Source organism: Neptunomonas sp. (assembly GCF_041601355.1).
Taxonomy (GTDB): Bacteria; Pseudomonadota; Gammaproteobacteria; order Pseudomonadales; family Balneatricaceae; genus Neptunomonas.
Map to the genome: position 1 here is coordinate 1 of NZ_JBFIIH010000011.1, position 13,178 is coordinate 13,178.

Sequence of the window (13,178 nt, forward strand, 5' to 3'; positions counted from 1 at the left end):
GATCCTAAGAACATAGAGTCTCTGGGAGATTATTCTGCATCTGCATTAAGTGAGCAGATGAATGAATCAATGCAGTCTCTGCCCTGGTTTTCAAAACTCACTATCTGGTGCCGATAACAGTTTAGCGGCTGCATCAAGTGCAGCCGTTCTATCTGGGAAATGATAGTGATCAGGTATTAATGTCGCCACTCGCACTCGTTGTAAGATCCTCTCTACCTCAGGCTTGGCACCTACAATCATTACATTCTGTACAGCCAAATATGAATCAATAATAACTTCCTCCAATGCCATCGCCGGCCCACTGACAGGATCAAGTGCGACAAAATGGGTGAAAATTCCCGCCATTACGACGGTCATAGGTCCGGTTGGTCCTGATACTTGCGAGGGAATACCACCAAACAAAGCAGCAAATAAGCCGACGAAAATAGCGCCATACATGCCCGACCTGAAGAGACACCAAAGGCCAAGGCGAGAGGCAAAGCGACAATAGCCGCTGTTATTCCACCGAAAAGATCTCCTTTCAGATTATTGAAGTGTAATCCGTAAAGCCATTGCATATGTGGAATTCCATACAAGAATGGAAACAAAAATCTGGACGGATTATGCCCCATCGTCAAGTATCTTTTAGCTGAGATTCAACATCTTACATCGTTCAAACAAAATAACCACGACGCTACTTTCAAACACTCAAAATGAACTATACTCATTGCTATATAAAGTTTACTGACTTTTTGCCGAAATATTTATTCGGTTAATACAACAAAAGGCAGCTTAACCAATCGTTTTTATTTCGGCCAAAGCCGGCTATATTAGCGAGCTTTTTTAAAACAAATTGCCCGAAAGTATGCTGACGGGCTGGTGCCAGAAAAAATTATGTTGAGCAAAGGGAAAGTATGAAATTTTCTGACAATACGAAACAATCGGCCGAGTATTTACGCCAAGCTATACCGCTGATGGTTAAGTATAATATTCCACCTAACCCGCTTAATTATGCACTCTGGTATACCTATGTATCTAAAAAAGTACCCAGCCTGAACTATAAAATTGATCAGACATTAGATACTTACGGTACCTGCCCCTCACTGCTGGGTGAACAGTTATTTCGCGAACATGTCATCAGTGATGACCTGACAGATTCTGAAGATACAAAAAAGCAATTATTAGCATTAACCAACACACTCACTGAGCAGGTTGACCACGCCGCTGAGAACACTTCATATTATGGTTCCGTACTTGAAGACAGCCTTGTCGCGTTAAGTAATTCAGAAGGCAATCCCCAACTCTCCAGCATCATTAACCGATTAGCTGAAAATACCGCCTCCATTACTGAATCCACCCACCTTTTTCAACAACAGATTATGGAAGCGCAAGCTGAAATAATCGCACTGAAAGAGGAACTTAAACGAACCCGGTTAGATGCACGCATGGATCCTTTAACAGGCCTGTTCAATCGGCGTGTATTTGATACTGAACTGGAACAGGTGACCGGCTCCAAGAATCATGCGAAAGCGACTCTCATCATGATCGATATTGATCATTTCAAAGATTTTAATGATGAATATGGTCATTTAATGGGTGATAAAGTGCTGCAGTATTTCGGTAAACTTCTTAAAGCCGAATGTCAGGAACCGATTCTTCCGGTACGCTTTGGGGGAGAAGAGTTTGCCATCTTATTGATCGGAAAAGAAAAAGAAGAAGCCGCCGTTCTGGCTGAAAACTTACGTAAAAAAATCCAGGCGATTCGCATTAAGCAGAAAAAATCCGGCAAAGTAATCAGTTCAATTACTGCCTCTTTTGGTATTAGTCAGTGGGTTCAGGCTGAAACTGCTGAACAGATGATTGAGAGAGCGGATAAAGCGCTTTACTTAGCAAAAGAAAGTGGCCGGAATCAGGTTCAAACGGCGGCCTGACGGATAAACGCCATCAGAACTAATACACATCAGAACAGGCCCAGCAGTCAGCCAGGCTTGTTCTGATCTTGTTAATCACGTCTTAATTAAATTTCTGCTATCCGGTACAACACTGAATCATGGTATCCGGTAGTGACGGCTATCACACCCGCTAGCGACTTATCTACCTCAGGATCGCCTGAATCGACAATCAACGGCCGTCCTTGCAAGGCTTCTAATTTTGTTTTTGTCGCAATGACTATGATATTTTCTTTGCCGATCTGCTTAATCAGCTCAGGACTTAATTGCTGATTGCCGCGCCCCAGAATGTGCCCCTGCCCGCCAATAATGGTAATCACCAGTTTAGTCTTGCGCCCTGATGTGTCCTCCAACAACTGTTGCGCTGTGAAGTCACTGCCTAAAAGCGTGTGATCTTCAATCAAATCGACACCTAATAGCGTATTTTGCAGCCCGAGTTCATCCATAACGGCCTTAACCGTGGAGCCCGAGCCCATAATATAGCGCGTTGCCGGCTCCATTCGCTCAATCAGGTCCGCGGCAATATCAGCTAACACCAGCTCTTCTACCTCTTTACCACCACTCTTCACATTCTGCAGGTAGCGATGTTCTTGCGGAACCAGTAACTCACCATAATACTTAGCACGCACCCGCCCTTGCCGAAATGCCTCCTCATCGATATCACGCACTTCTTGCTCACCGAGCGTCACCAGCTCGCCGCGAATCAACATGGCAACTATTTCGCCGGCCGCCTTGGGAGTTACCGCATAAACACCTGAATGAATTTTAACGCCGGCGGGAATACCTAAAACGGGAAACTGTTCCGGCAGCGCATGGCAAATATTGCGCGCTGTACCATCGCCTCCTGCAAACAAGATCAGATCGACACCTGCTGCATACAGCGCCTGAGCCGCTCGTTCGGTGTCTTCTGCGGTGGTTTGTCCGCTGACTATCTCACCCAGTACGATTGGTTTAAAACCCGCTAGACGGGCTGCGTCCTCTCCCATTTCTGCCGGGTAAGTGACAATATCGATGGCTGAATCCTTAAGAACCGATAAGGCGACCAGTGTGCGTAATTGAGCTTTTGGTTCTGCGCCTAAGGCCAGTGCTTTAGAGGCTGTGTCGGCACCATCACTTCCCTTTAATGCCACACTGCCGCCCAAACCAGCCAACGGATTGATTAGCAATCCCAGCTTAAAATTACGTGGTTCATTCATCTTCAAGATAACCCAGTTCTGACAAATACTGCTGATAAACAAAAGCCGTGATTAATAATTGAGTCTCTTCTTCCAACGACTCAAACTCCAAACCATGCAGCATAACACCGGGCTCAACATTCTCAATAGTACGTAATACCGCCGGCAACAAAATCACCTGATCCAGCGTGTTAATCTGAAAACGTAACGTCAGAAAATATTTATCACCCACCTGGCCAAGTGCGGATGAGGCATCCACAGAAATACCATTTAAGCTAATATCCTGAGTATGCAGGATCCTCGGCATCCCCAACTTGGCGGCTTGCACTTCATCCTGATGATCCATTGACACCGCAAGGTTGACAGGGATACGCGGATGCGTCCTGACGCGGTGGTATTCTACCGTATCAGGGTAAGCCAAATGCCAATGAGGGTAAGGGGATGGATTCGCCTTAAGCAACCGGCTGACAAATGCACAACGCCGATTTCCAGCCATTAACGTTGCCGTTAACCTCGCACCTTCAAGATTCAGCGTATTTACACTACCTTTAGGTGCAGACAGAATGACACTGCCATTTTCTTTAAAGCCTAATAATTTAAGTGTGAAACGTTTTCTGGGTACCTGAAACTGAATAGACACCGTCTCACCTACCGCCGGCATCAGCGCCTTTAGTGACTTCTCATTTTGCCGGGCACTTAACTTTTTAATCATTAAAACCTCATTACATTTGCACGTCAGCTTACGCTAATTCGACTGTAAATCCGAGATTTTTCAACATATTAGCCTTATCAGTATCACTAATTCCTGACACCGTCATCGATGCAAATTCACGCCTTACCGGGTAGTTTTTTCTCAGCAGATCAAATTGTTGGGGCTGATCATGACAACGCAGTGTTTTTCGTAGTGCCCTGTCATCCCGAAAAGGATCATAAACCAGGTTCATCAAGTCATGAATGGCGACATTATTAGTAACATCTACGCGATGAATTGACGCTTGCGGAAGAAACTCCGCCAACGGCTTTGGCTGAGCCAGACCGAAAATCTCTGCAAAGCGGCAACGTAACATATGTGTTCCGCGTAATTTCCCGTCATAACTATAACCCGCAATATGCGGCGTGGCGATCAGCGTTTTTTCGACTAAAGCTGGCTCCAGGAACGGTTCATTTTCCCATACATCAAGCACCACAGTCAGATCATCGCGTTGTTTAAGACACGCCAGCAATGCCTGATTATCAATCACCGGACCACGCCCTGCATTGATCAGCACGGCCCCCGCTTTCAGAACCATCAACTCCTCTTCTGCAATAAGATGTTGTGTCGGCCACAAACCCTTTTTAACCAACGGCGTGTGAATACAAATAATGTCTGACTGCTGCAATACCGTCTGAAGATCAACGAAACTTTTTTTACCGGGCTTCTTTCCAGGCTGCCCTGAAAACGGCTCTCCAGACTGCTCTGTAGACTCCCCTTCGGATGGCACTTCTGAGTGTTGACGCGGAGGATCGTTTATTAGCAGTTCAATACCGAGCAAACGAAGACGTTCGTATAGACGCCCGCCGACATTGCCTACACCTATAATGCCAACGGTCAGATCCTTCAATACAGCGTTTCTGTCATGCAGGATGTTATGGATCACTGTCAGTACATACTCAACCACCGCATCAGCATTGCAGCCAGGCGCGTTGAAAAAAGGTATGCCTCTGTCGAGTAAATAGGCCTGATCAACATGATCCGTACCAATCGTCGCAGTCCCGACCATTTTTATTCGTCTTGCATTGTTTAACAGCGCCTGATTCACCTGAGTAATCGAACGTACCAACAGTACATCGGCATCTTCCAGCTGAGCAGCGGTCATCTCCCTGCCGGCTACCCGCTGTATCTGGATATGCTTAGCTGATCCCGCGCCAAACATAGACTCCAGTGCAGGAATATTTTCATCTGCGACTATTTTCAAAGGGTTCTTTAACAAGTTATGCTCCCATGCTTTACAAATGCCGAATATTAAGGCTCAATTCGCGCCAATTTAATTCTTTAAATGGTATTCCATCGTTGATCGTACACTGGCGTAAAAATAAAGAATATACGGTGATACGACTCTACCAGGACCTGGTAGGCGACTGGATCGTTTCGCAATGTCGCGGGAGCCTGCAAACAACCCATCGACAAGAATATACCCACACCATCCTGGCCTCCTATGCTGAGGCCCGCAGCTTAGTCCTTCTGCTGAACAAACAACATCGCCAGCAAGGCTATAAAACGTCCGTGGTTACCGAAACCCAGTTAGACTTTCAATTCGATTAAACTTTGTCATTCGCCTCCCTTTTTACAGGGATTATTGACGCATGACGTAGATTCCCGGCTCACTCTCTTTTATAGTCTTTGCATATGATACAAAAATCCGGAATTTTTTAAGAGAGATGTAATATGAGCAGTTTTGATTTTGGCCCGATGCCTGATAAAGAAGGCTTTTTTGGACAATATGGTGGCCAGATAATCCCTCCTGAACTCAAAGTTATCATGGACGAAATAGACGCGGCATATGAAGAGATCCGTCAGATGCCCGATTTCCAACAAGAACTTCAGATGCTGCTGACCGATTATGTTGGCCGTCCCAGCCCTGTCTATTTTGCACGGCGCCTTTCTGACAAGATTGGCGGTGCCCGAATTTTTCTCAAAAGAGAGGACCTCAACCATACCGGTGCACATAAAATAAATCACTGTTTAGGTGAAGCGCTGCTGGCCAAATTTATGGGTAAAACAAAAGTCATCGCTGAAACCGGTGCAGGTCAGCACGGTGTAGCCTTAGCAACAGCCTGCGCGCTGGTAGGCATACCTTGTGAAATTCATATGGGTCAGGTTGATATTGAAAAAGAACACCCTAATGTCACCAAGATGAAAATCCTGGGTTGTACGCTGGTAGCTGTGACACGCGGAACAGCCACATTAAAAGATGCTGTTGACAGTGCTTTCGAAGAATATCTGAAAGATCCGGTTAACTATATCTATGCTATCGGTTCAGTCGTAGGCCCACACCCCTTCCCTAAAATGGTACGTGACTTCCAGAGCGTAATTGGCCGTGAAGCGCGCCAGCAGTTTATGGACAAAGAAGGCAAACTACCCGATTACATCACCGCCTGTGTCGGCGGTGGCTCAAATGCCATGGGGCTGTTCAGCGAATTCCTCAATGATGAAAGCGTCACTATCGTCGGTGTAGAACCTTCCGGAAAAGGCCTGGATACACCCGATCATTCGGCAACGATGGCCAAAGGCACACCGGGTGCGATTCACGGTTTCAAATGCTACGTGCTGCAAGACAATAATGGGGAACCCTTGCCCGTTCATTCCATTGCATCCGGCCTTGATTATCCTGGCGTTGGCCCACAACACTGCCACCTGAAAGACCTGAAGCGTGTTCAATATGAGGTCGCCAGCGATGAAGAATGCCTCGACGCATTTATGACGTTATCGCGTGTTGAAGGGATTATTCCTGCACTGGAAAGCGCTCATGCTGTCGCCTGGGCTATGCGCAAAGCGGCTACGCTGACGCCTGATAAAACCATTCTGGTTAATCTATCAGGACGCGGTGATAAAGATGCCGATTACGTTGCGAATAAATTAGGCTTGTAATCTTACAAAAGAAAATCACCTCCATTCATATGCAATTCCTGTCTGTGAATGGTCTTGTGAATGCTCCTGTGAATGGTCCCTGAAAACACAAAAGGCAGTCGAAACTGCCTTTTGTAAACCCAGATCAGATTACCTGTAATCGATATAGGTTTCGTTTTCATGAATAATAGTGGCTATCACTGCACCGACGGTAACAACAACAGACAGCCCCAGGATAATTGCCATCGCTGTTGGGTTATCAGCAAATGTAAAATAAGCTTCTACCCCTTCCCATGATGTAATTGGACTTACGTTCATATTATTCTCCTTATGCGGTTACTGTAGAAGTTTTAACAGGTGTCTCAGTAGCAGGAACTGATTCCGGATATGCCTCCAGCGGCACCTCAACAAGATCAAGACCGGCAATTTCAGCTTTAGGAGGAACACGTAGGAAACCCACTTTAGCCATCACATAAGACAAACCAAATCCCGGCACAAATCCCAACAGAGCCATAACAGCAGCGCTCATTAATTGGCCGCTGAATGAAATATCAGGAGCACCCTCAACAACATTCGGGAAGCCACTGAAGATACCCAGAGCGATTAGGCCGATCATGCCACTCACACCATGTACAGCGAATGCACCCACAGCATCATCAATTTTGAATTTCTCAGTGAGAATTTTATCAGCCAGAGGCGCGACTACACCGCCGGTAATACCCAGCAGGAAAGCCAATGGTGGATAATATAAATCCAGACCTGGTGCAGCCGAAACGATTCCCGCCAATCCACCAGACATCATCCAGAAAGGCTGACGAGTGATAAAGTAAGCGCCGATAATGCCGCCAGAAAAGGACATCAGGGTGTTAAAGCTCACAGCAGATAAAGTTACCGGTGTGCCAAAAATGGTCGTCCACTGAGCACCGCCAGCATAAATGATACAGCCCCCGAGGAAACCAAAGAAACCTACAATAATGAGCATCAAACCGATAATGGTCATCGGCATACTATGGCCTTTGATCAGAATAGGTGTTCCATCAGGTGCGAATCGACCAATCCGTGCACCCAGATTAATGGTGACCCCCAGAGCAAAGAACCCGGCAATCATATGTACACAACCCGCTGCACCGAAGTCATGGAAGCCCCATTCCTTAGTCAGCCAACCATCTGGATGCCAGCCCCACGATGCGCCTAGAATCCAGACACCTGAGCCGAGCACAATCGCAAGAACCAGAAATGAACTCATACGAATACGCTCAATAACTGCACCCGAGAAAATAGATGCGGTGGTTGCAGCAAACAGTACAAATGCACCCCAGAAGATGCCGGTCGCATTATCAGTTAAATTGGGCCCCATGGAGGTAGACCAGGGCAAACCCGCCACCGCTGCTTCAAAATCAGGCGTGAAACCATTGTACATGGCCAAATAGATCCACCAGCCAAAAAAGAAAAAGGTGGGTACGATAAAGGCAAACGCCAGAATATTTTTAACGCCGGATGCGAGTGCATTTTTTAATCGCGATGCTCCCATCTCATACGCAAGGAAACCTGCATGAATAATGACCATCAGGCCGGTACACCACCAATAAAACACCTCCATATTGATGGTACCCGTCATCTCAATCAGAGTTTGTAACTCTGCCAGTGTTGGGGCGGTTTGTTCCATAATAGAACCCTCTCAGTTATTAAATTAAAATTTTAAGAAATCACAAAAACTAATTATTATTTACCTTTAGTAATTTTTATTTCCTATAAGGAAAGCACATCTTATACCAATAAAAATAATCTCTTTAATATCAATAGATTATGTTTTACAAAAAATAACCACATAAAAAATATGCACTAATGTTGCTCATTGTTAAGCGCACTGTGTTCTTTTACCCAGCACACTAGCCACGTACTCTTATGCGCTCAGGGTCATAAAAAGGAAGAGAAGTGACCTCTGCGCCCAAGCGTTTTTTATAACCATCAAGCTGACCTACTTCTAAACGGGTGCCCGGTGCTGCAAAATCAGGCGCAACCCGGCACATCGCTATCGTTTTTTTCATAACCGGGGATACTGTCGCACTGGTAACGACACCTACAGGAAAACGTCCGTTATACACCTGGTCTCCGTGTGCCACAGGTTCATCGGTATCCATAAAAAGCCCGACCAGCTTATGGCGACTTTCCATTGACTGTCTTGCCATTGCAGCACGCCCAATGAAATCTTCTTCTTTGCTTTTCATCGGAACGGTAAAACCGATACCCGCTTCATACGGATTGGTCTCAGGACAAAACTCATGTTCGGCAAAAATAAGTCCCGCTTCGATACGTAACATATCCAACGCGTCAAATCCCAGTGGGGCTATCTCATAAGGCTGCCCTGCTTCCCATATCGCATCCCATACCGTTTCTGCTGTATCAGGATGACACCAGACCTCAAAACCCAGCTCTCCGGTATAACCTGTGCGCGAGATCATTACAGGGACTCCATCCGGGCCGCCGATACGCCCAATGGTGAAATGAAACCAACGTAGTTTTTCCACCTCAGGATGCCATTCAGGCGTCCATATAATGGAAGCGAGCAGTGCCCGGCTATCCGGCCCCTGCACAGCGAGGTTGTGTAACTGATCGCTGGAGTCCCTGACGCTTACCCGATAGTTATGTTTCACGGCCAGGTCACGCAACCATATGCCCGTGTAAGGATCACCGCAGACCCAGCGAAATGCCTGTTCACTCATACGAAACAGAGTACCGTCGTCAATCATGCCGCCGGTTTCATGGCAAATGGCCGAATAAACAATCTCTCCGACAGACACGCGGCGAACATTTCGCGTAATGGCGAGTTGCATGAACGCTTCAGCATCCGGACCCACAATTTCAAACTTTCGCAAAGGTGTCAGATCCAACATCGCGACACGCTCCCGGCATGCCAGATATTCTGCTCGCGGCCCCCAACCTTCGTATTGAGTGGCTACCCAATAGCCGCGATACTCGGAAAAACGCTGAGTTAATGCAGAAGTACGGCTATGAAATCCTGTTTGTTTTGTCATACGGGAAACCTCCTCAGGTGTGGTGCGATAAGCAATTGAGCGTGGGAACATCTCTTCAGAGGAATAAATGCGAATATGGATATCTGTTGGATTCCATCCATTAGCTGAATCAATATCATCCGGGCAAGCAGACGATACGCAAATCAGATCCCGAGAGGCCCGCAACAGGACATAATCACCCGCCTGAGACCAGGGTTCATCTGCCGCAATAGCGCCACATTCTTCACTGGATGTATTAAAAAAGAAGTTAATCGCAGGCCAACTCCGGCGGGGTGAAACATTATATTTCTGCAGTGCCAGATTAAAATTTTCTGTGCAGCTGATATGACCGAAATAGCCATTATCTTCATAATACTTAACATTGCAGGCCAGCAGAAAGCTGTCGTGACAACCTACCGTATCCTGATAAACCTCCAGCATGGTTCTCAGGTTTTGATCACTAAAGCGAGAATGCAAGCCCGGTTGCGGTAAGCTGTGACCCATTATTGTCCGCGTTGCGGCTGCATCCAGCGTCACCTCCTGCCCGTTGTCCAGGGCGGCTTTATCAAAGGCAATAAAGTCTGAGCACTGCTTGCCCTGTACATCAATAATCTGAATCCACTCACCGGCTTTTACTTCATACGTTGTTGCCGTGCTATGCGGAATACGAATATCTTTAACAGGAACAGCCAGCGGTTCAGGTACATCTTCCCAGGCTTTTTTTACACAGAAATGCTCGACACATAACTCACTGGCCAGTGAGTGCTGTTCAACGCCCATATTCTCACCAGCCGCCACCAAAATGAGTACCATTGGTTGCTTAACCGTCATCGCAGGCAAATCCAATGCAGTAAAAGAAACCACTTCCTGTAACGCATGATCAGGGACTTTCCAATGCCCCAATAACGTTTCTAATCGCTTTCCTGCGACACTGCATTCAGCTATCTGTGCTTTAATAGAGACGGATGCAACAGGCACACACCCGTCTAATAATTCAGGACTACTGTTACCCGCCTCGTTCAGTACGATAACTTCACACCCCTGTTCACCATCAACAGATTTCACGACCAAGCGGTCGCCTGGCTGAAGCTCAAGACGCAAGGCACCTTGTCCTGCTATACGATATTGTCTGAGGATAAGATCGTCTTCACCTGCCTTGTTCATATATCTAACTGTCTTCATGCTCTGTTACCCGATTACTGTTATCTGATTTAAGTACTGCTCAATCAACAGCCATTTTTCGATACAAAAAATAAAACAGCCCGTTTAATTAACATCCAAAAGCTTTAAATATCTGGCCTTTTCAAAGTGCACCTCACACATAAAAGCCCATCTTTGGTGCATTATTAGCCGCTGCATTCAGAAAAATAATATAACCACCAAATATTCCTGATAGTTAATAATATTTACCCGTAGTGCTTTTCCAGACAATACACAGATATAGGTATTCCAAAGGAGGTAAAGGTATAAAAATGATATAAGTGGCATACAAAATGCTTATTAAGGAGATAAGGGTTGAGAAGCATAAGTGCCAATCAAGCCAGTGAATCAGTCGTTAATGAAGGAGAGTCCAGTGATAGACAAGTTGAGGTTATGGGGAGGGTTTCTTCCACTGCTTCTCTCAAGTAGGCGTAATCATCAAGTCTCTTATAAGCCGCCCTCGTCAGATTACTCAGAGCTGGCGCTCGACATCGCCATGAGCCCTGACCTTAGCCAAACGCTGCCGGTATTGATCAATTCAATACAAAATGACTTTAAGCGCGCGCTTGGTTGTGATCTTTTTTTGCTTTTGCCTAACATCAGCAATAATGAATTAACGGTGTACCACGCCACATCCGTATCACCCTTACCGGGCCGGACGAACCAGCTCCGTTATCATTGCAAAGTCAATACTGGTTTTGAAAACAACCCGGCAGGTTTGCAGATGACGGCATCTGAAGGCACTATTCATGCTGAAAAAATTGCTTTAGGTACAGGAAATCAGCCAGGCTGGCTGATGCTGACATTTCCAAACCCATTGCCCCGCTCTGAGTTTATTAAGCGACATACATCTCCCTTAAATAAATCCCTTAGCCGTGGGCTCATTGCCTGGCAGCAGCAACAGAGCAGCATCGAAAAAGCGATTAGCTCAGAGAGACAGGCACATGCGGCAGAGCTTCACGACTCAATGGCGCAAGTGCTTGGCTATATGCGCATGAGAACGGCTAAATTAGCATCCCTTTGCGAAGAGCACCGTTATGAACCACTCAAGGAATTAGCGGATGATCTCTCCACCCAGGCGCATAGCGCCTACCGCCAAACACGTGAGTTAATCGTTAATTCGCGCCTGTCGATGCAAGGCTGCACCCTTAAAGAAGCCATTTACAAATCCGTACAAGAGTTCGAAGAGCGCTCAGGGATTGTCTTTGAAATCGATAACCGTACTCTTAACGCGACCCATATTACGTCACCTGATGACTTACAGATTCTGTATATCGTACGCGAAGCACTGAGTAACATCGTTCGTCATTCTCGTGCCAGCCATGCCAGAGTTATTCTGTTACCTGACAAAAATCGATGCTTACTGATTAAAATCCAGGATAACGGAACCGGTATCTCAACCAAAAAAGGCCGTCATGATAGTTTTGGCCTGAAAATAATGCAGGAAAGAGCGCATCGTATTCACGCCCGATTAGAAATATTACCCAGACTGGGAAACGGCACATCAGTCGAGCTTACAGTTCCCCGGAGAGAGTTGAAATGAGCAAGAGCGATTTTCCACGTGTAGTCATTGTCGATGATCACCCACTATTCAGACGGGGGGTTGTAGAGCTATTAAATGAGAGCGATTGTTTTGAGGTACTGGCTGACTTTGATAATGCGCAAGCACTGATAGATAACATGGCCGGGTTGCAGCCATCACTCGCGCTGATTGATCTTCATATGCCTGATATATCCGGACTTGAACTCCTGAAGACGCTAAAATCAATCGACCAACACTTACCTGTGGTGATTCTTACTGCCTCAGATGACAGCGAAGATCTGCTTGAAGCATTATCCGCTGGCGCTGATGGCTATCTTCGTAAAGATACCCACCCCGATGAAATCATCGATCGGCTCCATCAGGTACAATCGGGACAAGTCGCGATCAATGATTCAGGCGTTACTTTATTAGCCCAACACCTTCGCAACCCCATCGCCAGGCCAGAAAAAGATGAAGCAGATTACAATGACACATTTAATGAGCTGACCGAACGCGAACAACAAACGCTGGAACTGATATCCAAAGGTATGAGCAACAAACTGATCGCCCGGGAACTGGGCATCAGTGATGGCACCGTCAAAGTCTATGTGAAAAATGTCCTGAGAAAACTCAACCTGCACTCTCGTCTTGAACTGGCCGCATGGGCACACACACAGCATAAAGACAACACTTCGCTGGAGAATGAATAGTCATGTTCTTCAAGTACTTAAA

General features: G+C 46.3%; 12 protein-coding genes. 5 read left to right on the forward strand and 7 right to left on the reverse strand.

Annotated elements, in window-relative coordinates; all coding sequences use genetic code 11:
* Positions 1-90: 90 nt before the first annotated feature.
* A complete protein-coding gene (locus ABY436_RS03195; protein WP_372737584.1) occupies positions 91-438 on the reverse strand; it encodes a SulP family inorganic anion transporter in 348 nt (115 codons plus the stop codon).
* A gap of 455 nt (positions 439-893) precedes the next feature.
* Between ABY436_RS03195 and ABY436_RS03200 the strand changes: the two genes are divergently transcribed.
* Positions 894-1,910, forward strand: coding sequence for a GGDEF domain-containing protein (locus ABY436_RS03200; RefSeq protein WP_372737585.1), 1,017 nt, complete (start codon positions 894-896; stop codon positions 1,908-1,910).
* An 86-nt stretch (positions 1,911-1,996) separates the two neighbouring features.
* On the opposite strand, the gene ABY436_RS03205 is transcribed toward ABY436_RS03200, so the two are convergent.
* The 3 genes from ABY436_RS03205 to ABY436_RS03215 are packed head-to-tail and all read right to left on the reverse strand — an operon-like array spanning position 1,997 to position 5,073.
* Positions 1,997-3,124 carry an ATP-NAD kinase family protein gene (locus ABY436_RS03205; protein WP_372737586.1) on the reverse strand — a complete coding sequence of 376 codons (1,128 nt, stop codon included), beginning with the start codon at positions 3,122-3,124 and terminating at the stop codon, positions 1,997-1,999.
* Entirely contained in the window at positions 3,117-3,815 is a 699-nt protein-coding gene (locus ABY436_RS03210; RefSeq protein WP_372737587.1) for a flagellar brake protein, read from the reverse strand. Before ABY436_RS03210 ends, ABY436_RS03205 begins: the two co-directional genes overlap by 8 nt.
* A 28-nt stretch (positions 3,816-3,843) precedes the next feature.
* Complete coding sequence (locus ABY436_RS03215) at positions 3,844-5,073, reverse strand: 4-phosphoerythronate dehydrogenase (RefSeq protein WP_372737588.1); 1,230 nt, start codon at positions 5,071-5,073, stop codon at positions 3,844-3,846.
* A gap of 116 nt (positions 5,074-5,189) precedes the next feature.
* On the opposite strand from ABY436_RS03215, the gene ABY436_RS03220 reads away from it, so the two are divergent.
* Together ABY436_RS03220 and trpB are read left to right on the forward strand one after the other, a co-directional pair.
* Entirely contained in the window at positions 5,190-5,405 is a 216-nt protein-coding gene (locus tag ABY436_RS03220; RefSeq protein WP_372737589.1) for a hypothetical protein, read from the forward strand.
* 123 nt (positions 5,406-5,528) lie between these two features.
* Positions 5,529-6,731: a tryptophan synthase subunit beta gene (gene trpB, locus ABY436_RS03225; protein ID WP_372737590.1), complete on the forward strand. Its 1,203-nt coding sequence runs from the start codon at positions 5,529-5,531 to the stop codon at positions 6,729-6,731.
* 129 nt (positions 6,732-6,860) lie between these two features.
* Here the strand turns inward: trpB and ABY436_RS03230 are convergent, their stop codons facing one another.
* From ABY436_RS03230 to ABY436_RS03240, 3 genes are all read right to left on the reverse strand, one after another.
* The gene (locus ABY436_RS03230) at positions 6,861-7,028 is read right to left on the reverse strand and encodes a hypothetical protein (protein WP_372737591.1); all 168 of its coding nucleotides are present in this window, start codon (positions 7,026-7,028) and stop codon (positions 6,861-6,863) included.
* 10 nt (positions 7,029-7,038) lie between these two features.
* The gene (locus ABY436_RS03235; RefSeq protein WP_372737592.1) at positions 7,039-8,376 is read right to left on the reverse strand and encodes an ammonium transporter; all 1,338 of its coding nucleotides are present in this window, start codon (positions 8,374-8,376) and stop codon (positions 7,039-7,041) included.
* 223 nt (positions 8,377-8,599) lie between these two features.
* Positions 8,600-10,906 (reverse strand): DUF1989 domain-containing protein, encoded by a 2,307-nt coding sequence (locus ABY436_RS03240; protein ID WP_372737593.1) that lies wholly within the window; start codon positions 10,904-10,906, stop codon positions 8,600-8,602.
* 391 nt (positions 10,907-11,297) lie between these two features.
* Between ABY436_RS03240 and ABY436_RS03245 the strand changes: the two genes are divergently transcribed.
* Positions 11,298-12,467, forward strand: coding sequence for a sensor histidine kinase (locus tag ABY436_RS03245; RefSeq protein ID WP_372737594.1), 1,170 nt, complete (start codon positions 11,298-11,300; stop codon positions 12,465-12,467).
* On the forward strand, positions 12,464-13,156 hold the full coding sequence (locus tag ABY436_RS03250; protein WP_372737595.1) for a response regulator: 693 nt from the start codon (positions 12,464-12,466) through the stop codon (positions 13,154-13,156). The genes ABY436_RS03245 and ABY436_RS03250 overlap by 4 nt, the downstream gene beginning before the upstream one ends.
* Positions 13,157-13,178 lie beyond the last annotated feature (22 nt).